Raw genomic sequence first — 24,335 nt, forward strand, 5'->3', positions numbered from 1 at the left:
CATAAAATAGCTTATTCAAACTTTCAGACAACAACTATAATACATAGTGTGAATAAAAAGAACTAATGTGGAAAATATTCATCATCAAAACTTTATCACGCCTAATAATTTCTTTCGTATTTTTGTTCTATACATTCTTTCTTATGGATTTCAAGCTTCAATCAGAATACAAACCCACCGGGGATCAGCCCCAAGCCATTGATAAATTAACTGCAGGAATAGAGATTGGTGAAAAATACCAGACTCTTCTTGGGGTAACAGGATCCGGGAAAACCTTTACGGTTGCTAATCTTGTTCAAAATGTTCAACGTCCCACCCTCGTTCTTGCTCATAATAAAACCCTGGCGGCACAGCTTTTCATGGAGTTTAAAGAATTCTTTCCTGAAAATGCAGTGGAGTACTTTGTCAGTTACTATGACTACTATCAGCCGGAAGCTTATATTGCCACAACCGGAACTTATATTGAAAAAGACCTGAGTATCAATGAAGAAGTTGAAAAATTACGTCTTTCTGCTACAGCAAGCCTTCTTTCAGGGAGAAGAGATGTTCTTATCGTAGCTTCCGTTTCATGTATTTACGGTATTGGGAACCCAACGGAATTTCATAAATCTTTAATTTCCATTGCTATTGGTGAAAAAGTTACGAGAACAGCACTTCTACACTCTTTAGTTAATGCTTTATATGCGAGAACATTAAATGAATTCCAAAGAGGAACATTTCGCGTAAAAGGGGATGTTATTGATGTTTTCCCTGCTTATGCAGATAATGCGATCAGAATCCAGTTTTTTGGAGATGAAATCGAAAAAATTCAAAGTTTTGATCCCGTTAGCGGAAATGTAGAAGATAATTTTGATCAAATACAGATCTACCCGGCGAACCTTTTTGTTACATCAAAGGAAACACTAAATGGAGCGATCAAAGATATTCAGGATGACATGGTAAAACAGGTAGATTTCTTCAGCTCTATAGGAAAACCACTAGAAGCCAAAAGACTTCAGGAAAGAACAGAACTGGATCTGGAAATGATCAAGGAGCTTGGATATTGTTCAGGAATTGAGAACTATTCCCGATATCTTGACGGCAGACTTCCGGGAACAAGACCTTTCTGCCTGATCGATTATTTCCCAAAGGATTTCTTAATGGTTATTGATGAAAGCCATGTAACAGTTCCGCAGGTTCATGCTATGTATGGTGGTGACCGAAGCAGAAAAGAAGCATTAGTAGAATATGGATTCAGACTTCCTGCCGCTATGGATAACAGGCCTTTAAAATTTGAAGAATTTGAAGCCATTCAAAATCAGGTAGTCTATGTTTCTGCAACTCCAGCAGATTATGAACTGGAAAAGACAGGCGGTGCTTATATTGAACAGATCATCCGTCCTACAGGACTTCTTGATCCTATTATTGAAGTAAGACCAAGTTTAAATCAGATTGATGATTTAATGGAAGAAATACAGAAAAGAGCTGATGCTGATGAAAGAGTTCTGGTGACCACCTTAACCAAAAAAATGGCGGAAGAGCTCACCAAATACTTCACCAAATTCGGGATCAGGACAAGATATATTCATTCCGATGTTGAAACGCTGGAACGTATCCAGATTATGCAGGACTTACGTTTAGGGCTTTTTGATGTTTTGATTGGGGTCAACTTATTAAGAGAAGGTTTGGATTTACCGGAAGTTTCATTAGTTGCTATTTTAGATGCTGATAAGGAAGGAATGTTGAGAAGCAGAAGATCCATGATTCAGACCGTAGGGCGTGCTGCGAGAAATATCAACGGAAAAGCCATTATGTATGCTGATAAGATCACCAAATCTATGCAGGCAACATTGGATGAAACCGAATACCGCCGTGCAAAACAGATGAAGTACAATGAAGATAACGGCATGGTACCCAAAGCACTGAATAAAAAAATATCTGAGAATCTTGTGGGTAGAAGCAAAGATTTTCCAGATGAAAAATATACCCAAAAAGAAATTCTTCAAAAGGTTGCTGAAGTTAAAGCTACTTATGCCAGTGACGAAGTTGAAAAGATTATTGAACAGAAGCAAAAAGAAATGGAAGCTGCAGCTAAAAATCTTGATTTTATTAAAGCGGCTAAGCTGAGAGATGAAATTTCAGCTTTAAAGGCTTAGCATAATTCATAAAATATAATCGGCGGCTTCTTCGAAGCCGCCGATTGTATATCATAAAACAGAACTTTTTTATAATCCGTTTCTTACGGAAGCTCTGATCGGAGCTAACAGATCCATCAAACCATTTAGTTTAATTTCATAAACAGTTGACAACTGCATGCCCAATTTACCTTTAGGCATTCCGTTTTTATTGAACCATTCCAGATAACTTATCGGAAGATCAATCAAGACTGTTCCTTCGTATTTGCCAAATGGCATTTTAAAAACACAGATTTCTTTTAATATTTCCGGATTTATTCCCTCCACTTTTATACAATTAAATCAATTTATTTTTTATTTCATCCTGATTGTTGGGTAATTCCAGATCAGGAGGCGCATTCTCATCTGAAAATTCATTTCTGTATACCTGTATCAAAAGAAGGGTAAATGAGATCAGAATAGGGCCAAAAATAAGTCCCATAAACCCAAACAGGTTCATACCCATGATAATTCCAAATACCGTATTCAGAGGATGGATATTTTCGAGTTTCTTTAAAAGTGTGAAACGAAGCAGATTATCTGTAAGCCCTACTACCACTACACAATAAATTGCAAGACCAAGCCCTTGTGCTGTGTTCCCTTCTGCAATCATAAATATACAGACCGGCACATACACAATAGCCGTTCCTACAACCGGTATAACAGAAGAAGCTGCTGTCAGAGCAAATAACAATACCGCTCCAGGAGCTCCAAATATCAGATATCCAATAAGCGAAACAATCCCCTGACCAATTGCCACTACAGGAATACCAATAGCATTGGCCATGATGAGTTTCCTTAGTTTCTCGCCCAGCAATGAAATATTTGAGCGCTTTAAAGGCGCTGAATTTGTTAGAATTCTCTCAAATAATCTCGGCTTTTCCAACATAAAATACAGGATAAAGTACATGGACATTATTACTGTCAGGGTATTGAATGTCCCACTCAATGCTGAGGTAGAAAATTTCCCTACAAAACTTTTCAGCTTATCCATATTTTCCTGACTCAAAATATCAAAACCTGTTTTGGTTTGGATATAGGAATGTATTTTATCTAAAAACACATTGAATTTGTCCATATAAGCCTGTGCGTTCCCTAATTTATCAATAATCAGATCTGCAATGAAATAAATAGGCAGAATCAGTATGATAAGACTCGCAAACATTAATACGAAGGCAGCAAGAGAAGATTTCCACTTTTTTTCTTCCTGAAGATAGAAATTATACTTTCTGCAAACCACATAAATGGTAATAGCTCCTAAAACTGATGGAATAAACAATGCAAGATTAAAGCAGATTAAACCTGCCAACACCAAAATAATGGCGAGCAAAGAAATCTGCTTTATGGCAACACTGCTTATTTGATTGTCTTTATTCATCAATTGTTATTTTATTGTTTAGTGTACGTGATTTGTCTTGGCTTGCCAACAAAGGCACAGTATGCAGAATACATTACGACCATGATGAATGGTGCTGTTAGGATAAACCCGATTCCACATAAAATAATACCTGCCAGTGAGATTAAAAGCCCAAGGAAACTTACTCCTAATAATGTTCCGTAATTCTCTTTTGCAATATTGAATGACTTACTTAGAGCATCAATAGCTGAAGAATTTTCAAATAATAAGATAGGATATCCTAATAACAGAAACGGATAAATAAAAATAAACGGAAGAAAGCAAAGCGTCAACGCAACAGAAGAAATAATCCCTGAAATGAAGCTATAGATTAATATATTCACAAAATTCTGGCGGTATCCAATGAAGAGATCGGAGAACTCAATCGGATTTTTGGTATTGAATTTATTCACCATATAGATCAAACCTACATACAGTGGAGTCAATAACAGTAAAAAAAGGCTGGAAAATGTCATATACATTGAGAATCCAGGAGTTTCCCAATATCTAAAATTTCCGTAATCACCTGAAGTTTTCATTTCTTCCATGATGGCTGCAGAATTGAAACCGGTAAGACTTTGGATAATAATTCCTCCAACGATATAAACTATCATGGCAACAATAGCGTACCCAAAAACTCCTTTATACATCTCAAAGGCATGTGAAATGATTGATCCCGTTTCCCTATTGGGAACAGAACCTTGCTGATCAAATTCGTTAAATTCAGACATAGTTTAAATATTTAATGATTTTATCAAATTTAACTTTTTTTGATAAAAAACACATTAAACCTAACTGAATTTTAGCTTTTTTCTGAAAATATTGTTTTATATAAAGAATAAATCATGGCATTCCAGAAAGGAAATGTAAAAAGTCCTCCGATTAAAAACAAACTGAACCCCAGGTATTTAAACAAAACAGCAACAAACACACATACCATGATTTCTACAAAATACATTCTAAGGGCTTTAAAATTTAAGGAAATTGCTTCAAATATCCTTTTATTGGTAAAAAACATCAAGGGTGCTACAAATACCGTCACAGCTACCCAGATAATGGCCAAAAGAATCGTAGGAACTGTAAACCTGTAAATCATAAACCAGAAAAGATAATATCCCAGATACTTAAAAAAGTTAATTCCGTTATAGCCTACAAACAAATCTCCCAATTCCATTTTTTCGTTAAGATCCAGTTTTCTGAAGATCTGAAACATTCCAAGATTCAGGGGATACAAAAATGCTGTAGTTGCCCAGATGGCAAGGGTAAACATCTGATAGTTTTCCGTAGCACTTAATTGTCCTATCTTTTCCATATAGGCCTTTGTTCCTTCTTTCAAAGCTTCTGTGAGCACCTGATTCTGCTCCCATATTCCATACCTGTCTCCGAAGAAGAACAGAGAGGTAAGAAAGATTCCAAAAAATATCATTGAAAACATCAACTGAAAAACCAGTGTTTTATTCCAATAGAAAAAAGCCTGCTTCAATATAAAATCAATTCCCGGTTTCTGAGGATATTTACTCTGCATCATAAAAAATTTTATGCAAAAGTAAACATCAATAATTATTTTTGCCGAATGTTTTCAGTGAATCATCAAAAATTTATGGAAATGGACGAACTTTCTCTTCAGAAAGTTCCCTATTTCTTTGTTATCGATTTTCTTTCAGAGAATGTAGAACTCTATAAAGAAAATGAGATCGAAAAATCAGGTTTATTAATTGATTTTCAAACGTTTTCAAATGTAAAAAAGGCACAAAAAATTGATAAAAAAGTAGAATGGAAATCCTTTCCGGAAACTCTGGAAAACTTTACAACCGGCTTTGATAAAGTTCAGAAAAATATTCGTCTCGGAAATTCCTATCTGGTAAACTATACCCGAAGAACTGAAATTGAGACCAATTTAAGCCTTGAAGAAATTTTTTATCACTCTGAGGCTAAGTATAAGGTTTTTTATAAAGATTTTTTTGTATTTTTTTCTCCTGAAACTTTTGTAAAGATTATTGACGGGAAAATTTTGACTTATCCTATGAAAGGCACGATTGATGCTTCCATAGAAAATGCAGCAGAAATCCTAAAGAATGATCCGAAGGAAAAAGCTGAGCATTATACGGTAGTAGATTTGCTCCGTAATGATCTGAGCATGGTAGCAGATGACGTATGTGTAGATCAGTTTCAGCATATTGACTTCCTCAAAACGCGGCAGAAAGATTTATATGCTATGAGCTCAGAAATTTCAGGAATGTTAAAACCTGAATTTAACGGAAAATTAGGAAGCATTATGCAAAAATTGCTCCCTGCAGGATCTATTTTAGGTGCACCCAAACCTAAAACGCTGGAAATAATTCTGGAGGCAGAAGGCTATGATAGAGGGTACTACACAGGAGTTTGTGGCTGGTTCGATGGTCAAAATGTCGACAGCTGTGTGATGATACGTTTTATTGAAAAAGAGGATAATAGGCTCTATTTCAAAAGCGGAGGCGGTATAACGCACATGAGTAAATTAGAAGACGAATATCAGGAAATGAAAAATAAAATCTATGTCCCAATTCATTGAAAGCATTAAGGTAGAAGATCAGGAGGTTTTTCTCTTAGAACTCCATCAAAAACGTGTTAATCAAACATTCTCTCATTTTGGAAAAGAGGGATCTATTGATCTGGCCAAAATCTACAAAAATCTGGAGCACGATGAAGACGGACTTTTTAAATTAAGAATTTCCTATGATTTGGACAAAAGAATTCGTACTCAAATGATTCCTTATGCAATCCCCGAAATTCAGGATTTTCAACTGGTAGAAAACAATAGCTTCGATTACTCATTCAAATTTGAAGACCGCAAAGAATTAGATAAAATGAAGATGAAATCCAAAGCGGAGGAAATCATCATTGTGAAAAATAACCATATCACCGACACTTCTTTTTCCAACCTTTTATTTTTAAAGGGTAAAGACTGGTTTACCCCAAACTCTTATCTGTTGAATGGAGTACAAAGACAACATCTTTTGAAAAATAAGAAAATAAAAGAGGCTGAAATTACTCTACAAAATATAAAGCAGTTCAGCCACTTTCAACTCATCAATGCTTTAAACGACTTTGATGATATGTTTATCTATCCTATTGACAGAATTATGAATCTGCCAGGAAATGAAGAATATCTTGATCTTTAGTTTTCTTTCATGAAATTAAAGTAAGCTTTCTGAATGTCAGCACTGTTTTTCCCATAAGTATTTACTTCCAGGATCTTTGGCTGCGCATCAGGTTTGAAGAAGTTCTCCAATACTCTGTCCAACGTCAGTTCATCTTCCACCTTAATGTAAGAGAAGCCGAAATGCTTGGCTAAATGCTCAGCATTTTTACGGTGTTTGGTAGCAATAAATTCGTCTAACGTATTCGGGTTGGCATTTCCAGGTCCCGGAATAATCTTGAAAATATTCCCTTCTCCGTTGTTGAAGATCATTATTCTTACAAAAGGAGGAATATATTGGTTCCAAAGACCATTGATATCATAAAAGAAGCTTAAATCACCGGTAATAAGCAAAGTTGGATTGGCATTTTTAATAGCAAACCCCATTGCAGTAGATGTTGAACCATCAATTCCGCTGGTTCCTCTGTTGCAGTACATTTTTCTTTTGCCAAAATCGAACAACTGTGCATATCTGATCCCGGACGAATTGCTGAAATGGATGTTATAATTTTCAGGAACAGTTTGTGCCGCTTTATTAAAGAAATAAAAATCTGAAAACTCTACCGTATTTAAAAATTGCTGGTGCTTGGCATCTTTTTTATCTCTTAAAACATCCCACAAGTTAAAATAAGGTCTTGGCTCCAGGTTAATGAACTTTAATAATTTAGAAAAGAACATCTCCGGTTTTACCTCTATTTTCTCTGTCAATGAGAAATACGTATCTGGTTGCCAAACTTCATCCAGATGCCAGTGTTGCTTTGGTCTTGCACTTCTCAGAAACTGTTTTACTTTTTTGGAAACCACATTCTGTCCTATCGTAATTAACAGGTCTGGAGCATAGGTTTTGTAGTCTTCTTCTGTAAAATTGAAGATATAACGGTCTATGTGCCTGAAAAACTTCTCATGATACAAATTGGAATTTGCTTCGCTCAGTACAACTACAGAATGGTTTTTAACCAATTGCGTCAACTGATTTTCCAACTCCGGGCTGTAATCTCTTGTTCCCACTAACAGCATAATCCTCTGAGATGTATGCCAATCTGCAATTAGGTTGGATGGGATGTCATACTCTTTATGCTTGATTGTTTTTTCAACTGTTGGAAAAGTTGGAAGTTCTGATACCAAGTCATACAATGGCTCTTCCAAAGGAATATTAATATGTACAGGTCCTTGCTTTTCAAAGCAAAGCTCAATAGCCTTTTTAATGGTATCAAAATTAATATCTTCTGCATTTTCTTTGCTGTCTTCCAGCAATTGGAAGTCTCCGTAAGAATGCTGATGAAAAACATCCTTCTGCCTGATCGTCTGCCCATCAAAAATATCAATAAAATCAGTCGGTCGGTCAGCTGTCAGTACCAAAAGGGGAATGTTTTGATAAAAAGCTTCCGTAACCGCCGGATAATAATTAACTACTGCAGATCCGCTGGTACAGGTAATTGCGACTGGTTTTTTCTCACTTTTAGCCATCCCCATTGCTACGAAGGCAGCACTTCTTTCGTCTACAATACTGTAACAATTAAAGCGGTCTATTTCTGAAAAATGAATCGCCAAAGGAGCATTCCTTGATCCCGGTGAAATTACAACATCTGCAATTCCGTACTGCTGAAGAAGATGTGCAAGTATTTGGATACTTCTCTTAGAAGAATATTTTTTCATACAGCAAATTTAACTTATAAATAATGATTTTAAAATCATTTAAATTAAAAAAAATGTAATTTTGCTATTCGTAAATTTCTAAAAATGGATAAAATACCTAGTGTAGACCTGCGTGATTTCCTTTCGGGTAACCCGGAACGCAAACAGAAATTTGTAAATGAAATCGGAAAAGCTTATGAAGAAATTGGTTTTGTAGCCTTAAAAGGCCATTTTCTTGATGACAACCTTGTAGAAGATTTATATGGAGAGGTAAAAAACTTTTTTGACCAGCCAGTGGAAACGAAACAGAAGTATGAGATTCCGGGAATTGGTGGCCAGAGAGGGTATGTAGGATTCGGTAAAGAAACTGCAAAAGGTTTCAAAAAAGGAGACTTAAAAGAGTTTTGGCACTTTGGACAGTATTTGTCTGAGGATTCAAAATACAAAGCTGAGTATCCTGACAATGTAATCGTTGATGAACTTCCGAAATTCAACGAAGTAGGTAAAGAGGCGTTCCAAATGCTTGAAAAAACAGGACAATATGTTCTAAGAGCGTTATCACTACACCTTGGCTTAGATGAGTTTTATTTTGACGATAAAATCGCTGAAGGAAACTCAATCTTAAGACCTATTCACTATCCACCAATCACTGAAGAACCGGATGATGCAGTAAGAGCAGCTGCCCACGGAGACATTAACCTGATCACCCTTTTAATGGGAGCACAAGGAAAAGGTCTTCAGGTTCAAAACCACAACGGAGAATGGATCGATGCGATCGCAGAACCGGATGAGTTAATGATTAATGTTGGAGATATGCTTTCAAGACATACCAACAACAAGTTGAAATCTACCATTCATAGAGTGGTAAACCCACCAAGAGAATTGTGGAGTACTTCAAGATTCTCAATTCCTTTCTTTATGCACCCTATCAGTGCTATGTCATTAAATGCTCTTGACAACTGTGTAGACGAAAACAATCCCAAGTTATACGAAGACACAACAGCTGGAGAATTCTTACATGAAAGATTGATAGAATTAGGTTTGATTAAGAAATAAACATAATAAAAAATAGTCAGTAATTAAATTACTGACTATTTTTTTTATCCTGTTATACAGTAAAACTCCGGACAAGGAGTATCCTGTGTGAAAGTCCCCCATGGGCAAATACAGGTATAGCTACTGCCACCACCTGGATTTTCACCACCACCAGGGCCACCACCATAAGGCACACACTTCCCTCCTGAACAGATATATCCTGATGCGCAACCACCTGTACCCGGACCTTCCCCTTCAAAACAATAGGCAGGTCCTACACCTCCCGTAATCATTGTCTTTTGATCTTCTCTTGAAATTTTTTTGAAATTTTTCATAGTTTTTGGTATTTAGTTTTTCCTACTCTATAAGCTTTTCGGATATCGCTCCTCTAAAATTAATTTTTATTTCTTTAATAATCAAATATTTAAATATAAGAATCACATTATAAAAATTTTTTTTAAATAATTTTCATTTTTCTCTCATTACATTTCATATAATTGAAAATATTTTATTTAATTTTGTTATGCTATCAAATTTTTAATTAAATCCATATGAAAAATTTAAAAAAACTAAGAAAAGACCAATTGAAAGGTATTTCTGGAGGAGCTCAATTGCCTGTACCAGAATTCTGTATGTACTATTGCAACGGAACTGTGATTTGTGCAGATTGCAGTGATGATTTTAAATGCCCCGTTACAGGTGGAGAAACAATGTAAGGAAATTTAGCAAGATGTAAAAAGCCGCTTTGTTAAAGCGGCTTTTTTATTGTCTCATATTCAGCTACAACAAAAATAAAACACTAGTATACAAATACTTATAAATATTTTCATATCTTTATTTAAACCAAAATCATGCAATATGAAAAATTTAAAGAAATTAAGTAAAAACAAATTGAAGACAATTTCCGGAGGAATAAGTTTCCCTTATCCCGGAGAATGTTTTTATGGGTGTAGTGACGGCAAACAGTATAGAGAATTATGCAGAGTAGAATTCTTTTGTCCTGACGGTGAGCAGCCTATTATTTATTAAAAACAAAAAACGCTCTTCGGAGCGTTTTTTTAATTTAACTTAATCAAACAGTCTTAGCTGTTGATCTTTTGTTCCTGTAAAATTAGTTGTCGACAATTTGGGAAACTCTTTTCCTTCAAAAAATTTTTTCCTTCCTATTTTAAAGGTTGTATGAATCATTTCAGCAATATTTCCCTCTCCTCTCTGTCTCTCAAAATACCTTTTATCACCTAATTTTCCTCCACGCATAGAGCGGATCAGATTCAATACTTTCTGCGCTCTGTCCGGGAAATGAGATTCAATCCAATTAACAAAAACAGGCTCTACAGTATCATTTAATCTAACTAATGTATATCCAAATCCCAATGCTCCGGCATCAGAAATTGATTTTAAAATATTCAAAGGTTCATCACTATTTAGTCCAGGAATAATGGGCGCTATCATTACATGAACAGGAATTTTATTTTCGGTAAGAATTTCAATAGCCTTTAGTTTATTAGGGGCAGAACTGGTTCTAGGCTCCATTTTCCTTCTCAATTCTTCATTAATGGTAGGAATACTTAATGATACAGAAACCAGGTTCTGTTCCGCCATTGGTTTTAAGATATCCAAATCCCTCAATACCAAAGCATTTTTTGTCAGAATATTGACAGGGTGTCTATAGTCAAGACAAACCTGTAGGAGTTTTCTGGTAATTTCAAATTGCCTTTCAGCGGGCTGATAACAATCGGTGTTTCCAGAAAGCAAAATAGGGGCTGCTTTATATCCTCTTTTCTGAAAAAATTTCTCCAGCAGTTCAGGAGCATTTTTTTTTACCATGATCTTTCTTTCAAAATCAATCCCTGCACTATATCCCCAATATTCATGGGTAGGTCTGGCAAAGCAATAGGAACAACCATGTTCACAACCCTGGTAGGGATTCATAGAATATTCCATTGGAAGATCCTCACTTTTCACCTGATTTACAATAGTTTTTGGAAAGACTTCGGTAAAGGATGTCTTTATGGTTTCGAAATCCTCATCCTCAGGTTCATAGGTATACCTGTCGAAACGATTGATAACGTTTCGCTGAGCTCCCTGACCTTTTATGAAATTTTCGTTTGACATTCTGATGTAAAATTAGAATGGATTTTTTATATAATAATGAACTTTAACATTAAAGTTTTCCACAAAAAATCCAACACTTTCAAAAGCGTTGGATTTAAACATAATTTAATATATTTTTTTACTACTTCAGCGCGTAAAATTCCACTCCGTGTGTTTCGTCGTCGTGGTTCTTTTCATCAAAGTGTCTGTGATAATCTGAATAATTATCACTATATTTTTTATCTTTTTTAGTCAATATTTTCTTGATACTTATTAAACTTAATACTGCCAAAAGACCAACTCCCCCTGCCAGTAAAACTCCAACTTCTTTTTTCATATTTTCTTTGATTTATTGTTTTTGATATTGCAAAAAGTGTACCCATTTTGTTCTTCTGAATTATAAATTTTGTTAACATTAACCTGTATTTTTAAGAAAATTGTAATCAGTTATTTTTCTTATCTTTAGAAAAGTAATGGTTTAATTATTGTACTTACCAACAAAAATATTATTATGGAAAATCCAGAAAACACCGATCAAATGACCACTTTAAGTCAGGTTATGAAAAAACTCTCTGAGAGAGGTATACAGAGAGAATTCAGAATGAATGAAAACTGCGAAATGAAATTCGAAAATTCTGAAAAAATCTATACTCCATCTGAATTGATTATTTTAAAAACCTATCGTTTTGAAGGTGATAGTAATCCTGACGATAATGCTGTATTATATGTTGTGAAGGATGATGCCGGGAACCGAGGGATGATTATTGATTCTTATGGAGCAGACAGCAATTATCCTGGTGCTGAATTTGATGAGTTTCTGAGAAATATTCGAATTCTTGAAAGTGACGAATTCAATTTTTAAGTAGTAAACTTCAATATTGATTTTTTGAACCATTGAAGGCGTTTAAGTTAAAATTGATTTTCCATCAACCACAAAAGTCAATTGAATATTACACTTTAATGGTTTAAAAAATTATTTCTCTCCAGCATTATCTTTCTTTTTAAAAATACCATTTAAGAAGCCTTTCTTCTCCTTTTTTTCCTCCTGAGGCTGAGAAGTATTTTTTTTATATTTAATTTCCTCTTTAATATCTTTTACAGATTTCTTCATTTCCTTCACTGAAGAAACGGCATTTTTTACTTTCTGTTCTGTTTTTTCAACATTCTTTCCAATAAGTGTTTTCTTCAAACCTTGCTCAATTCCCTTCCAGAAAAGATTAAAGAATGATTTCGTAGGATCGCGCTCCACATTTTCAACCGTTACTGCCTCAGGGAAACTGCCGGAATTTGATTTTATAAATACATTAGCCACCGCTGTTAAAAAGCCTTTCTTTTCATGATTATTTTTGTTCAGAACAGCAATTTTCAGGTCTTTATGTTTTAAGTTAAATGTTCCGTGTAATCCGGCCGGATTTCCTTTAAAATTAAACAGCATTTCCTGAATAGTTCCCGAAGTAGCAGTCACATGCAGGTAAGGTCTGATAAACGGATTGATTCCATTTGCCGGAAGATTGGAGGTCTTTCCTGAAATTGTAAAATTATCATGCTGATCCGCAACATCAAACCCCCAGTTTACAGAAAGTGGTGATACATTCATGAATGAACAGTGAATATTGATATCAACCTTGGTAGGCTTTCCTTTTGCTTTTGCAGAGTTCAGATTTTTAACATTCATATTAAAATTACTGAATGTGAGTTTTCCTGGCCCCATACTTTCAGGAGTATCTTCTTCGTATACCAAAACGGAATTCTTCAGATCCAGCGTATTGATATTCATAGGAATTTTAATGGAACGAAGCATTTTGGAATACAGTGCTTTAATTTTCGGATCGTCTTTCGGTATTTTACTCCTGAAAATATTAGCATCTGCAGACTGAATCACCACATGAGAAGCATTAATATACTTATGTGGTGAAAATAGCTCCCAATCACCCTCAGCAGTCACCTGCCCAGCCTTAATATCATATAGATCCCTCTCCACAGGGATCATTTTGATAAACTGGTTTCTCGAAACAAGAGGCTTCATCGCAAAGTTATTGATCTGTATTTTATTCTTATTCAGCTTCAAAAGTCCAAGACTGATATTATAGAATTGAGTTTTGTAAGCAAAATTACGGGTGGTCAGAAAATAGTCTTTTACCTTAAAGGAAAGACCTTCATTATTCGACTTCGGCTCTATTTCAATACCGTTTACAGTAGCATTCAGATCATTAAAAGCCAGTGGCTCTTTGCCTTTATCGTAAATAAGGTTTGAATTCTTAAAGGATACTTTTCTTATAATGACAGACTGTATAATACCAGGATTTGTATTTTTCTTTGGTTTACTTTCTCCTGCATTTATAACTCCATTCGCATTTTCAACCAGAACGTCTTTAATATCCAGGTTCAGCTTTTTATTAATGAATTCCAGCTTATTAATATTAAATGCAATATGACTGGTTTTCAGATCCATTGTCGTTCTTTCCTTGGACAGCGAGCCTGGTGTCAGTGAAAGATCTTTGATTTCTCCATTGGTTGGCTTCAAAGCAACACTTCCAATAGCAATATTCTGATGATCAGTGTAGACAATATCTTTTCCAGAGAATGTAAAATCCTTATATCCAATCGGAATTACCTGTTCAGAGGTTTCCTTGTTGAAAACCAACTGACTGATATTTAGGTTTAGATTCCCGACAGATAAAAGCCTGCTTCCGTCAGGTTTATTAATTTGAGTTACAGCATTTTTAAGCTTTATATTCCCCAGATTAACCTCAAAGTCAGATTGCTTCCTTTCCTTCTTCATATTTTTCACCCCTGTATTATAAGCCTTAAAAACTGGGTTTTGAAATACTGCATCGGCAAGAGAAGTTCTATTTTTCTGTAAAACCACATCTTTAAACTCCATTTTTGGGATGACAAATTCAAATAGTTGAGTTTTTTGAGGATAAAACTTTTTAAACTGAGTAAAAGATAGCAATGGAATCAATTTAAATTCGTCAACGGACATTTGCCCGTCTGCCGTGTTGATGGAACGAATCGTAATGGCATATACATTATCCGGCCTGAAAAAGAATCTTTGCCCTTTAATACTGTACCGGTCAAAAACAATGGGAAGCTTATTTTCCACAGATTCTTCTGTCATCTGTAGATTTTCAACCAACAGATCAAGCTGCTCTACAGACAAAAACTTTTGTTTGGTATGCTTAAAAACAGCTACCTTACCATGATTGATCCTTATATTTTCAAATAAAAACGGATTTCTTTTTTTACCTGTTTTCTGATCAACAGGTTTTGCTAGAATAATATTCAGGTTCGGTTTTGCCAACAACAGATCGGAAGAACTTATTATTTTATTAAAAATAGCATCATAAATTCCAAAACGGTTGACTTTTAGTGTATCAATCGTTCCCTGAAGCCCAATAACATTGGTATTTTGCGGATTCTTGGAATTAACAGAAATCCCTGTCGCAAGAATATTTCCTGTACTTAGATCCACATCCAGACTTTTATAAGAAACCTTGTAGTCTGTATTTTTTTTTATGTATTCGGGAAGTTGGGTTTTAAGCCAGAAATTCAGTCCGAAATTTGCAGCAAGAAGTAATCCTGCCAGGATCCCGAAACTGATTAATAATCTTTTAACCCACTTTTTCATATTTGTGATTTGGTTGAATAACTTATGATGAGATTAATTTTTGATTTCCAGCTCTATCACATATCCTTCATGCCCTCTTACATTGATAAAATTTCCGCCTTCAAATCCAAGATACTGTCCTTTTATTCCTGTAAGCCTTCCGGTAAATTCCGGCTTCTTATCTAAAGTAAATGAAGTGACTTTCTCCGGTTTTTCAAATGGATAATCAAATGCCCAAAGTTCTTCTCCTTCACTGTAGAACTTCTGAAAATCCTCAGGAAAATATTCTTTGATCTTTTGTCTGAAGTCTGCAAGATCTATCTCTCCTTCAAAATCATCCTGAAGCATTTTTCTCCAGTTTGTTTTATCTGCTAAATGTTCTTTCAATGCAACTTCTATCATTCCCGCTTCATAACGGTTTTCAGTTCTTGCAATAGGCAAAGCAAAAGTGGCACCCTGATCAATCCATCTTGTAGGAATCTGAGTATTTCTCGTCACCCCTACTTTTACATCTCCGGTATAGGCCAGATACACTGTATGAGGCTGTAGCTGAATTTCTTTTTCTACTTCAAGATCACGTTCCGCCACTCCTAAATGAGCTGTAGAAAGCTCCGGGCGAATGATGGTATCACTGGCGTAAGGACTTTCAAAAAAGCAGCTTTTACAGAAACCCATTCTATAAATAGGTTTATTTTCACCACAGTTTACACATTGAAACCCTACATGCTTAATGCTTAGTTCTTTCCCCAATAACTCATTAATATGAATCAGATCTCCTGAAAGATTCAAATAATACTGGATGGGTTTAGCATCGTAGCTTATCATTTTTAAAATTTGCCCTTGAAACTGCATATTATATTTATATTACTTTTTTACGTAAATTTAATGATTATATTTTTCAAAAAGTAAAATTTATATTTTTGTATTCATAAAAAACCATTGATGATTTATCTTGTAACAGGCGGTAGCGGGTTCATCGGTTCCCATTTAGTTGAACAATTATTAAGAAATGGACATTCTGTCATAAACATTGACAATTTTGATGATTTCTATAGCTATCAGATCAAAATTAAAAATACTTTAGAGTCTATTGATCAAATTTCGGATTTTGAATTTTCTGATAAGGAAGCTGATATTCAACGTTTGATTTCCCTTTCTCAATCTGATCAATATTCTCTTTACTATCAGGATATCAGAGATAAAAAAGGGCTTGAAAGTATTTTCAGAAACCATTCCATTGATATGGTGATTCATCTGGCGGCATTAGCTGGAGTTCGTCCCTCTATTGAAAAACCTTTAGAATATGAAGAAGTAAACGTCCGTGGAACGATGAACCTTTGGGAACTTTGCAAGGATTTTAATATTAAAAAATTCATCTGTGCTTCTTCATCAAGCGTTTATGGAAATAATGAAAAAAATCCTTTTGCGGAAACAGATAATGTAGACTATCCGATTTCTCCTTATGCAGCAACGAAAAAGTGTGGAGAAATTTTGGGACATGTTTATCATAACCTGTATCAGATTGATATGATTCACCTAAGATTTTTCACCGTATATGGACCAAGACAGCGCCCAGACCTTGCCATACATAAGTTTACAAAGCTCATTTCAAATGGTCTAGAAATTCCTTTTTATGGTGATGGAACAACTGCCAGAGATTATACCTATATTGATGATATTATTGATGGAATAACCAAATCTGTGCTGTATCTGGAAAACAATTCTAATGTTTATGAAGTTCTTAATTTAGGAGAAAACGAAGTCGTCACTTTAACAGAAATGGTAGCAACTATAGAAGATGCCCTGAATATGACAGCCAACAGAAAAATTCTGCCAATGCAACCTGGAGATGTCACAAAAACCAATGCGGATATTGCCAAAGCAAAGACTTTAATAGGATATAAACCTGACACAGACTTCCAAAATGGCATAAAAAAATTTGTGGAATGGTTTTTGAGAAAACGACAATAGTAAATTACTGACATACTGCCATGCAGTTGGTAACAGTCATTTACAAGAAAAAATTATAAAAAGAATTGAAAATCAAGTATAAAAAAGTTTATTATACAACCTATTTTTATACTTTTGCAAAAAATTAGAAAATTATGTACTGGACATTAGAATTAGCTTCCTATCTAAGTGACGCACCTTGGCCAATGACAAAAGCAGAGCTTATTGACTATGCAATCAGAACTGGTGCACCTATGGAAGTAGTAGAAAACCTTCAGGCTATTGAAGACGAAGGAGAGATATATGAATCTATCGAGGAGGTTTGGAGCGATTATCCAACAGACGAGGATTTCCTTTGGAACGAGGACGAATATTAATAAAGCGATAAGCTTTAGGCTACTTGCTTAGAGCTTTTTTGCCCTTTTTATATATTAACTACACGCTTAGCGTGTCATTAAAACGCTTAAAGCATCTTGCATTAAGCATAAAGCAAAAAATTTATGAGTTTTTTAAACAAAGTTCTTAAAGGGTTTTTGGGAGACAAAAAAGCGCAGGACCTAAAAGAAGTAAAAAAAGTTGTAACAAAAATCAAGGCTGTAGAACCAAACATCCAACAATTGTCGGATGATGGTTTGAGACAAAAGACTGCTGAGTTTAAAGCAAATATTAAATCTGCAACCAGCAAAATCACAGCTCAAATAGAACAGATTAAAGAGCAGATAAAAAATTCAACCAATGTTGACGAGAAAGAAGCTCTTTTCTCAAATATTGAGTCTTTAAAGAAAGAATCATACGAAATTGAAGAGAAAGTTCTTATCCAGGTTCTTCCGGAAGCCTTTGCATTGATCAAAGAAACGGCAAGAAGATGGGCTCAGAACGGTGAAATCCGTGTAACAGCAAGTGACTGGGATAGAGAGTTGGCTGCTGCAGGGAAAGATTTCGTAAGCATTCAGGGAGACCAAGCTGTTTGGAAAAACTCATGGGACGCTGCCGGAACTCCAGTAGTTTGGGATATGGTCCACTATGATGTTCAGTTTATCGGAGGTATCATTCTTCACAGTGGTAAAATTGCAGAAATGGCAACCGGTGAAGGTAAAACTTTGGTAGGAACATTACCTATTTACTTAAATTCACTTCCGGAAAGAGGGGTTCACGTGGTAACCGTGAATGACTACCTTGCAAAAAGAGACTCCGCTTGGATGGGACCTCTTTATCAGTTCCATGGAATGTCTATCGATTGTATCGATAACCACCAACCGAACTCAGACGGAAGAAGAAAAGCATACAACTCAGATATTACTTATGGAACGAACAATGAGTTCGGCTTCGATTATTTGAGAGATAACATGGTAACTTCACCTTCAGAACTGGTACAAAGAGAATTAAACTTTGCTATTGTGGATGAGGTGGATTCTGTATTGGTAGATGATGCAAGAACTCCATTGATTATTTCAGGTCCGGTTCCTCAGGGAGACAGACAGGAATTTGATGTTCTTAAACCTTCTATCGACAGAATCGTTGAAGTTCAGAAAAAAACAGTTTCTGCCATCTTTAATGAAGCGAAAAAATTAATCGCAGCCGGAAACACTAAAGAAGGAGGATTTAAATTGCTTCAGGCATACAGAGGTCTTCCTAAAAACAGACAACTCATCAAATTCTTATCGGAAAGCGGTAACAGAGCATTGCTTCAGAAAGTTGAGTCTCAATATATGCAAGACAACAACCGTGACATGCCGATCGTAGATAAAGATCTTTACTTCGTTATTGAAGAGAAAAACAATCAGGTAGACCTTACAGACAAAGGTGTTGAATACATGTCTCAAGGAAACTCTGATCCAAACTTTTTCGTACTCCCGGATATCGGAACTGAAATTGCTGAAGTAGAGGCTAAAAACTTATCTAAAGAAGAGGAATTTGAAGCTAAAGAAAGATTATTCAGTGATTTTGCTGAAAAATCTGAAAGAGTTCACACGATGAGCCAGCTATTGAAAGCATATACATTATTTGAAAAGGATGATGAGTATGTAGTGATTGATGGTGAGGTAAAAATTGTTGACGAGCAGACAGGTCGTATCATGGAAGGAAGACGCTATTCTGATGGTCTTCACCAGGCGATTGAAGCGAAGGAAAATGTGAAAATTGAGGCTGCTACTCAAACTTTCGCAACCATTACGCTTCAGAACTATTTCCGTATGTATAACAAGCTTGCGGGGATGACAGGTACTGCTGAAACAGAGGCTGGTGAGCTTTGGGAGATCTACAAATTAGATGTTGTGGTTATTCCAACCAACCGTCCTATCTTAAGACATGACAAACAAGATTTAGTTTTCAAAACTAACAGAGAAAAATATAACGCTGTCATTGAAGAAATTGAAAAGTTAACTGCAGAGAAAAGACCTGTACTGGTAGGTACAACTTCTGTTGAAATTTCACAATTGCTTTCAAAAGCACTTCAGTTAAGAAAAATTCCACACCAGGTATTGAACGCTAAGCTTCACAAAAAAGAAGCAGAGATTGTTGCAGGAGCTGGTCAACCGGGAGTTGTAACCATTGCAACGAACATGGCAGGACGTGGTACGGATATTAAATTATCTAAAGAAGTAAAAGATGCAGGAGGTCTAGCTATTATTGGTACTGAAAGACATGATTCAAGACGTGTTGACAGACAGTTAAGAGGTAGAGCTGGTCGTCAGGGAGATCCGGGAAGTTCTCAGTTCTATGTATCTCTTGAAGACAACTTAATGCGTCTATTCGGTTCTGAAAGAATCGCTAAAATGATGGATAGAATGGGTCATAAAGAAGGTGAAGTTATTCAGCATTCTATGATCAGTAAGTCTATTGAAAGAGCTCAGAAAAAAGTAGAAGAGAACAACTTCGGAACAAGAAAGAGACTTCTTGAATATGATGACGTAATGAACAAACAACGTGACGTTATCTACAAGAGAAGAAAGAACGCTCTATTTGGAGATCACTTGAAATATGACATCACGAACATGATTTTCGATGTAGCGAACTCTATCGTTGCGAAAGGGAAAGCTACAGGAAATTATAAAGATTTTGAATATGAAATCATTAAAACATTTACAATGGAATCTCCGGTTTCTCAAAATGATTTTAATAACAAAAGTATTCAGGATCTAACGAATATCTTATTTAAAGCGGCACAGGAGGATTATCAAATGAAGCTGAACCTATTGAAGGAGAAATCATTCCCAATCATTGAGAATGTTTATCAAAACCAGGGTTCTATGTTTAAAATGATTCAGGTTCCTTTTACAGATGGACACAAAACAATGACTATCGTGGCAGATCTTAAAGAAGCTTACGATACTCAGTGTGAAAGCTTAATCAATGATTTTGAAAAGAACATCACTTTATCTATCATTGATGAAAACTGGAAGCTTCACCTTCGTGAAATGGATGATTTAAGAAGATCTTCTCAGGGAGCTGTATATGAGCAGAAAGATCCACTTGTAATTTACAAACAGGAATCTTTCCACTTATTCAGTGAAATGATGGAAAAATTAAACAAAGAGATTATTTCTTTCTTATACAAAGGAGAAATTCCTGCATAAGAAATAATTAACAATATTATTAAAAAACCGCTCTAGCATTGGCTAGAGCGGTTTTTTGTTATTGATTGTATAATAATTGTATGATAAATATCAATCTTATTATTTATTTAGAATAGTTAAAAACAATATATTTGCAAAAAATATTGACTGCTTCATGAAGCTAAAAACTGCTAAACGCTGGTTTAATTGGCATAAATGGACAAGCCTTATCTGTACCGTTTTTCTACTGTATCTCTGTGTAACAGGTTTACCGTTGATCTTTCACGAAGAAATTGAACATCTTTTAGAAGACAACAAAGAAGCCTTAGCTCAAAATCATGAAAAACTGAGCTTAGATAAACTTGTAAAAATTGCTGAGTCCAAATATCCGGGAGAGAAGGCTAGATTTGTCTTCTGGGATGAAAATGAAAAAAACAAAGTTCTTTTTGATATTGTTGATCAGCCCAATGCTCCTTACGAAAAAAGTAAATACTTAGTTTTGAATGAATATACCGGCGAAGTTTTAGGAGCTCCCAGGACGGACGGTTTAATGAATATCATTTTAAAACTCCATACAGATATGTTTCTTGGTATACCGGGGAAACTTTTTTTAGGATTAATGGGAATGCTTTTCATAATATCCATTGTTTCAGGAATCGTTCTTTATGGGCCAATTATGAAAAAGTACGACTTTGGAATGGTCCGTAAAAATAAATCCAAGAGACTTAAATGGCTGGATACTCATAACTTATTGGGGATTGCCATTACTGCGTGGATGGTTGTCGTAGGATTTACAGGTGTAATCAATACTCTTTCTGATGTAATTGTTGGTCTTTGGCAACAAGGCCAGCTGGCAGAAATGACCGCTCCTTATAAGAATCAGAAGCCATTGACCGGACACTTCAGTTCATTGGAAGATGCTAAGAAAGCAGCAGAAAATACGATTAAAGATATGAAAGTATCTATAATTGCTTACCCAGGCACTGATTTCACAAGTAAACACCATTACGCAGTTTTTATGCGTGGAAATACTGAACTTACTTCAAAACTTTTAAAACCTGTACTAATAGATGCAAAAACCGGAACTGTAACAGATTCCAGGGATATGCCATGGTATGTTAATGCACTTTTTATTTCTGAGCCTCTACATTTTGGAAATTATGGAGGTATGATACTGAAGGTTGTATGGACCGTTTTTGATGTTTTTACAATTCTTGTTCTCATCACGGGTCTTTATTTATGGATCGCCAGAAGAAAGTCTGAAAAACAGCAAATGAAATTAATGACACCCAAAAATACAGGAAGATGAAAAATAACTTTCTAAAACTTTGGGGAATGCCTATCCTACTTGCTTTCATATCCCTATTCGGATTAATCGCAGCATTACTGGGTGATGGTTTATGGGATGTACTAGGGTGGCTAACACTTTCTATCCCTTTATTTTTGATTATAAAACACTATTTAAAATAAACTTACTGAAATGAAGAAATTAATTTTAGGTGCAGCTTTCCTATCAGGCACTCTTGCTCTGGCACAGAAAAAAGACAGCATACATTCTAAAAATATAGAAGAGGTTATTATTAATTCCATTTTGAAAAAAGACTCGGAATATACCAATAAAATGCCCTTAAAGGCTATTGAGAATCCTCAATCCTATTCTACTGTAGATAAAATATTTTTTGAAAATCAAATGATATATTCTGTAGATGATGCTTACAGAAATGTAACAGGTATTCAAAAAATGTGGAGTGCCACAAACAGAGCGGGAGATGGTGGAGCATATATCTCTTTAAGAGGTTTTACCTCCAACAACTCTTTAAGGAATGGTCTGGTTGCTCCGGTTACAACTTCTATTGACGCTGTAAATGTAGAAAAGCTTGAAGTATTGAAAGGACCATCCGGAACATTATTTGGTAGTAATGTTACCTCTTACGGGGGAGTAATTAACAGAGTTACCAAAAAACCTTATGATAAATTCGAAGGAAACATTTCATTAATTGGAGGAAGTTACAATTATTACAGAGCACAGACTGATATTAATACGCCTGTAACTAATGATAAAAAATTAATGTTCCGTTTAAATGCGGCCTATACAAACAGCGGAACTTTCCAGAAAACTGATGCTAAAAATTCATATACTGCTTTTGCTCCTTCATTGCTATATAAAGTTAATGATAAGTTGAGCCTAAGCCTGGATTATGAAATGTTTGATACAAGAGCAAATCCTGAGCAGTCTTTCTTCTATCTTAAAAAGAATCCGGGCTATGCGGGAGATCCATATACCAATGTTGATAATATGAAGGATGTGGAAAAATTAGGATTAGATTACAAGCAGTCGTACACAGGAAAAGGTCTTTATACGACATCAAAAGTAAGAAACATTTTGGGGCAGATTAATTATCAGATTGACGAGCATATCAAATCTTCAACAAATGTAAGCACGGCCTATACTTTCTCAAACGGTTACAATCCGTATTTTGCTGTGACTGTAAACCCGGCAGACAATAATTTGTATGTAAAAAGAGCAGATCAGTCAACAGATAACAGCAAAAAAACCTATTTCCAGATTCAGCAGAACTTTAATTTCGACTATAAGTTTGGTAACGATATGCGTAACAGAACTGTGGTTGGGTTCGATTATATGTCTATTAAAAACAGACTGCATTATGTGTATTTTACACAAGGCTTTTTAAATCCTGACGTTCCTACAAGCGGCTATGATTATGCAGGTACATTTAATTCTGATACGCTAGCTCAGGCATATCAAAACCTACCAAAAAGCACTTATGATCAGATTGATGATCAGAATACCTATAGCGGTTATATTTCCAATGTATTTACGCCAATCGATGGATTAAATATTATGGCTTCTGTTCGATATGAAAGTAATAATTTCAAAGGCGGAAAACTGTGGATCAATGATATAAAACCATATAATCAATCTGCATTTTCACCTAAATTTGGGGTAGTTTATCAAATTATAAAAGATAAATTCTCTGTTTTCGGAAATTATCAGAACAGTTTCAAAAGTAACGGATACATATTTACAGATGCTGGTGTAGATCCTATTCTGTCAGATCCGGAAAGAGCTAACCAGTTTGAAGGTGGTTTTAAAGGAAGCATTTTCAAAGGTAGAGTAAATGCAACATTAAGCTATTACAATATCAAAGTAAAAAATTCTTTAGTTACAACAGGATATTCAGGAATAAATGCTCTTCAAACGCAAGCCGGTCAACTGAAAAGTGAAGGGGTAGAATTAGAAGTAAATGCCTATTTATTAAAAGGATTATCACTAGTAGGAGGTATTAGCTACAATGATTCAAAATATTTAGAGTCTGATCCGGCAACAAAAGGAAGAAGACCTGGAACTGCAGGTTCACCTTGGTTAGCAAGTATCTATGCAAGTTATCAGATTCTGGAAGGAAGCTTAAAAGGTTTTGGATTTGGTCTGGGCGGAAATTATGCTAACGCTAATGCAATTTTGAATAATAATATTCTGGATGCCAATAAAAATATTACAGGAGGAAAAGATGTTTTTATCCTTCCTAGCTATTTAGTACTTAATGCAAGTGCTTTTTATGATACTAAAAAGTTCAGAATCGGGGTAAAGGTTGATAATTTTACAAACCAGCATTATTGGGTAGGATTTACAACAGCGAATCCTCAGACACTTATCAACGCTTTGGGAAGTTTCACTTATAAATTTTAAACTCTACAATAAAAATTACTC

Annotated in this window: 23 protein-coding genes; 13 read left to right on the forward strand and 10 right to left on the reverse strand. The window is 35.2% G+C overall.

Features of this window, described 5'->3' with window-relative positions:
- Window positions 1-143 precede the first annotated feature (143 nt).
- Window positions 144-2,135, forward strand: coding sequence for an excinuclease ABC subunit UvrB (gene uvrB, locus EL260_RS00105; RefSeq protein ID WP_123858282.1), 1,992 nt, complete (start codon window positions 144-146; stop codon window positions 2,133-2,135).
- Window positions 2,136-2,204: 69 nt separating this feature from the next.
- Here uvrB and EL260_RS00110 read toward each other — a convergent pair whose 3' ends face one another.
- The 4 genes from EL260_RS00110 to EL260_RS00125 form a co-directional block, all read right to left on the reverse strand.
- Entirely contained in the window at window positions 2,205-2,432 is a 228-nt protein-coding gene (locus tag EL260_RS00110; RefSeq protein ID WP_123860621.1) for a DUF3820 family protein, read from the reverse strand.
- A gap of 19 nt (window positions 2,433-2,451) precedes the next feature.
- A complete protein-coding gene (locus EL260_RS00115; RefSeq protein WP_123858283.1) occupies window positions 2,452-3,531 on the reverse strand; it encodes an AI-2E family transporter in 1,080 nt (359 codons plus the stop codon).
- An 11-nt stretch (window positions 3,532-3,542) separates the two neighbouring features.
- Window positions 3,543-4,280 (reverse strand): beta-carotene 15,15'-monooxygenase, encoded by a 738-nt coding sequence (locus EL260_RS00120; protein ID WP_123858284.1) that lies wholly within the window; start codon window positions 4,278-4,280, stop codon window positions 3,543-3,545.
- A 71-nt stretch (window positions 4,281-4,351) separates the two neighbouring features.
- The gene (locus EL260_RS00125) at window positions 4,352-5,077 is read right to left on the reverse strand and encodes a hypothetical protein (protein ID WP_123858285.1); all 726 of its coding nucleotides are present in this window, start codon (window positions 5,075-5,077) and stop codon (window positions 4,352-4,354) included.
- A 45-nt stretch (window positions 5,078-5,122) separates the two neighbouring features.
- On the opposite strand from EL260_RS00125, the gene EL260_RS00130 reads away from it, so the two are divergent.
- Window positions 5,123-6,100, forward strand: coding sequence for an aminodeoxychorismate synthase component I (locus tag EL260_RS00130; RefSeq protein WP_123858286.1), 978 nt, complete (start codon window positions 5,123-5,125; stop codon window positions 6,098-6,100).
- Entirely contained in the window at window positions 6,084-6,710 is a 627-nt protein-coding gene (locus EL260_RS00135; RefSeq protein WP_123858287.1) for an aminotransferase class IV, read from the forward strand. Before EL260_RS00130 ends, EL260_RS00135 begins: the two co-directional genes overlap by 17 nt.
- On the opposite strand, the gene menD is transcribed toward EL260_RS00135, so the two are convergent.
- Window positions 6,707-8,383, reverse strand: coding sequence for a 2-succinyl-5-enolpyruvyl-6-hydroxy-3-cyclohexene-1-carboxylic-acid synthase (menD, locus tag EL260_RS00140; protein ID WP_123858288.1), 1,677 nt, complete (start codon window positions 8,381-8,383; stop codon window positions 6,707-6,709). The genes EL260_RS00135 and menD overlap by 4 nt on opposite strands.
- A gap of 84 nt (window positions 8,384-8,467) precedes the next feature.
- On the opposite strand from menD, the gene EL260_RS00145 reads away from it, so the two are divergent.
- Window positions 8,468-9,418 (forward strand): isopenicillin N synthase family dioxygenase, encoded by a 951-nt coding sequence (locus EL260_RS00145; protein ID WP_123858289.1) that lies wholly within the window; start codon window positions 8,468-8,470, stop codon window positions 9,416-9,418.
- Window positions 9,419-9,462: 44 nt separating this feature from the next.
- On the opposite strand, the gene EL260_RS00150 is transcribed toward EL260_RS00145, so the two are convergent.
- Window positions 9,463-9,732, reverse strand: a complete 270-nt coding sequence (locus tag EL260_RS00150) for a bacteriocin-like protein (protein WP_123858290.1) — start codon at window positions 9,730-9,732, stop codon at window positions 9,463-9,465.
- Window positions 9,733-9,948: 216 nt separating this feature from the next.
- Here EL260_RS00150 and EL260_RS25395 point away from each other — a divergent pair, with 216 nt between their 5' ends.
- The gene (locus EL260_RS25395) at window positions 9,949-10,113 is read left to right on the forward strand and encodes a bacteriocin-like protein (RefSeq protein ID WP_164464428.1); all 165 of its coding nucleotides are present in this window, start codon (window positions 9,949-9,951) and stop codon (window positions 10,111-10,113) included.
- Window positions 10,114-10,255: 142 nt separating this feature from the next.
- Window positions 10,256-10,426, forward strand: coding sequence for a bacteriocin-like protein (locus EL260_RS00155; RefSeq protein WP_123858291.1), 171 nt, complete (start codon window positions 10,256-10,258; stop codon window positions 10,424-10,426).
- A 39-nt stretch (window positions 10,427-10,465) separates the two neighbouring features.
- Here the strand turns inward: EL260_RS00155 and EL260_RS00160 are convergent, their stop codons facing one another.
- Both EL260_RS00160 and EL260_RS00165 read right to left on the reverse strand, forming a co-directional pair.
- Window positions 10,466-11,512 (reverse strand): PA0069 family radical SAM protein, encoded by a 1,047-nt coding sequence (locus EL260_RS00160; protein ID WP_123858292.1) that lies wholly within the window; start codon window positions 11,510-11,512, stop codon window positions 10,466-10,468.
- A gap of 121 nt (window positions 11,513-11,633) precedes the next feature.
- On the reverse strand, window positions 11,634-11,828 hold the full coding sequence (locus EL260_RS00165) for a hypothetical protein (RefSeq protein WP_045492359.1): 195 nt from the start codon (window positions 11,826-11,828) through the stop codon (window positions 11,634-11,636).
- 174 nt (window positions 11,829-12,002) lie between these two features.
- On the opposite strand from EL260_RS00165, the gene EL260_RS00170 reads away from it, so the two are divergent.
- Window positions 12,003-12,353, forward strand: coding sequence for a hypothetical protein (locus tag EL260_RS00170; protein WP_123858293.1), 351 nt, complete (start codon window positions 12,003-12,005; stop codon window positions 12,351-12,353).
- A gap of 111 nt (window positions 12,354-12,464) precedes the next feature.
- On the opposite strand, the gene EL260_RS00175 is transcribed toward EL260_RS00170, so the two are convergent.
- Window positions 12,465-15,122, reverse strand: a complete 2,658-nt coding sequence (locus tag EL260_RS00175; RefSeq protein WP_123858294.1) for an AsmA family protein — start codon at window positions 15,120-15,122, stop codon at window positions 12,465-12,467.
- Window positions 15,123-15,155: 33 nt separating this feature from the next.
- Window positions 15,156-15,953: a DUF2797 domain-containing protein gene (locus tag EL260_RS00180; RefSeq protein WP_123858295.1), complete on the reverse strand. Its 798-nt coding sequence runs from the start codon at window positions 15,951-15,953 to the stop codon at window positions 15,156-15,158.
- 90 nt (window positions 15,954-16,043) lie between these two features.
- Between EL260_RS00180 and EL260_RS00185 the strand changes: the two genes are divergently transcribed.
- The 6 genes from EL260_RS00185 to EL260_RS00205 all read left to right on the forward strand — a co-directional run bounded on the left by EL260_RS00185 (window position 16,044) and on the right by EL260_RS00205 (window position 24,314).
- A complete protein-coding gene (locus tag EL260_RS00185; protein WP_123858296.1) occupies window positions 16,044-17,072 on the forward strand; it encodes a GDP-mannose 4,6-dehydratase in 1,029 nt (342 codons plus the stop codon).
- Between the two features lie 134 nt (window positions 17,073-17,206).
- Window positions 17,207-17,428: a DUF2795 domain-containing protein gene (locus tag EL260_RS00190; protein WP_002662059.1), complete on the forward strand. Its 222-nt coding sequence runs from the start codon at window positions 17,207-17,209 to the stop codon at window positions 17,426-17,428.
- Between the two features lie 123 nt (window positions 17,429-17,551).
- Entirely contained in the window at window positions 17,552-20,626 is a 3,075-nt protein-coding gene (gene secA / locus EL260_RS00195) for a preprotein translocase subunit SecA (RefSeq protein ID WP_123858297.1), read from the forward strand.
- Window positions 20,627-20,780: 154 nt separating this feature from the next.
- Complete coding sequence (locus EL260_RS00200) at window positions 20,781-21,914, forward strand: PepSY-associated TM helix domain-containing protein (RefSeq protein ID WP_123858298.1); 1,134 nt, start codon at window positions 20,781-20,783, stop codon at window positions 21,912-21,914.
- Complete coding sequence (locus EL260_RS25860) at window positions 21,911-22,075, forward strand: hypothetical protein (protein WP_164466583.1); 165 nt, start codon at window positions 21,911-21,913, stop codon at window positions 22,073-22,075. Before EL260_RS00200 ends, EL260_RS25860 begins: the two co-directional genes overlap by 4 nt.
- 10 nt (window positions 22,076-22,085) lie before the next feature.
- Window positions 22,086-24,314, forward strand: a complete 2,229-nt coding sequence (locus tag EL260_RS00205; protein ID WP_123858299.1) for a TonB-dependent siderophore receptor — start codon at window positions 22,086-22,088, stop codon at window positions 24,312-24,314.
- Window positions 24,315-24,335 lie beyond the last annotated feature (21 nt).

Source organism: Chryseobacterium nakagawai, assembly GCF_900637665.1.
Classification (GTDB): Bacteria; Bacteroidota; Bacteroidia; order Flavobacteriales; family Weeksellaceae; genus Chryseobacterium; species Chryseobacterium nakagawai.

What these genes read in the sequence shown, in the direction of transcription:
- uvrB (WP_123858282.1), top strand. Translation starts at nt 144, where the DNA reads ATGGATTTCAAGCTTCAATCAGAATACAAACCCACCGGGGATCAGCCC.
- EL260_RS00115 (WP_123858283.1), bottom strand. Translation starts at nt 3,531, where the DNA reads ATGAATAAAGACAATCAAATAAGCAGTGTTGCCATAAAGCAGATTTCT.
- EL260_RS00120 (WP_123858284.1), bottom strand. Translation starts at nt 4,280, where the DNA reads ATGTCTGAATTTAACGAATTTGATCAGCAAGGTTCTGTTCCCAATAGG.
- EL260_RS00125 (WP_123858285.1), bottom strand. Translation starts at nt 5,077, where the DNA reads ATGATGCAGAGTAAATATCCTCAGAAACCGGGAATTGATTTTATATTG.
- EL260_RS00130 (WP_123858286.1), top strand. Translation starts at nt 5,123, where the DNA reads ATGTTTTCAGTGAATCATCAAAAATTTATGGAAATGGACGAACTTTCT.
- EL260_RS00135 (WP_123858287.1), top strand. Translation starts at nt 6,084, where the DNA reads ATGTCCCAATTCATTGAAAGCATTAAGGTAGAAGATCAGGAGGTTTTT.
- menD (WP_123858288.1), bottom strand. Translation starts at nt 8,383, where the DNA reads ATGAAAAAATATTCTTCTAAGAGAAGTATCCAAATACTTGCACATCTT.
- EL260_RS00145 (WP_123858289.1), top strand. Translation starts at nt 8,468, where the DNA reads ATGGATAAAATACCTAGTGTAGACCTGCGTGATTTCCTTTCGGGTAAC.
- EL260_RS00150 (WP_123858290.1), bottom strand. Translation starts at nt 9,732, where the DNA reads ATGAAAAATTTCAAAAAAATTTCAAGAGAAGATCAAAAGACAATGATT.
- EL260_RS25395 (WP_164464428.1), top strand. Translation starts at nt 9,949, where the DNA reads ATGAAAAATTTAAAAAAACTAAGAAAAGACCAATTGAAAGGTATTTCT.
- EL260_RS00155 (WP_123858291.1), top strand. Translation starts at nt 10,256, where the DNA reads ATGAAAAATTTAAAGAAATTAAGTAAAAACAAATTGAAGACAATTTCC.
- EL260_RS00160 (WP_123858292.1), bottom strand. Translation starts at nt 11,512, where the DNA reads ATGTCAAACGAAAATTTCATAAAAGGTCAGGGAGCTCAGCGAAACGTT.
- EL260_RS00165 (WP_045492359.1), bottom strand. Translation starts at nt 11,828, where the DNA reads ATGAAAAAAGAAGTTGGAGTTTTACTGGCAGGGGGAGTTGGTCTTTTG.
- EL260_RS00170 (WP_123858293.1), top strand. Translation starts at nt 12,003, where the DNA reads ATGGAAAATCCAGAAAACACCGATCAAATGACCACTTTAAGTCAGGTT.
- EL260_RS00175 (WP_123858294.1), bottom strand. Translation starts at nt 15,122, where the DNA reads ATGAAAAAGTGGGTTAAAAGATTATTAATCAGTTTCGGGATCCTGGCA.
- EL260_RS00180 (WP_123858295.1), bottom strand. Translation starts at nt 15,953, where the DNA reads ATGCAGTTTCAAGGGCAAATTTTAAAAATGATAAGCTACGATGCTAAA.
- EL260_RS00185 (WP_123858296.1), top strand. Translation starts at nt 16,044, where the DNA reads ATGATTTATCTTGTAACAGGCGGTAGCGGGTTCATCGGTTCCCATTTA.
- EL260_RS00190 (WP_002662059.1), top strand. Translation starts at nt 17,207, where the DNA reads ATGTACTGGACATTAGAATTAGCTTCCTATCTAAGTGACGCACCTTGG.
- secA (WP_123858297.1), top strand. Translation starts at nt 17,552, where the DNA reads ATGAGTTTTTTAAACAAAGTTCTTAAAGGGTTTTTGGGAGACAAAAAA.
- EL260_RS00200 (WP_123858298.1), top strand. Translation starts at nt 20,781, where the DNA reads ATGAAGCTAAAAACTGCTAAACGCTGGTTTAATTGGCATAAATGGACA.
- EL260_RS25860 (WP_164466583.1), top strand. Translation starts at nt 21,911, where the DNA reads ATGAAAAATAACTTTCTAAAACTTTGGGGAATGCCTATCCTACTTGCT.
- EL260_RS00205 (WP_123858299.1), top strand. Translation starts at nt 22,086, where the DNA reads ATGAAGAAATTAATTTTAGGTGCAGCTTTCCTATCAGGCACTCTTGCT.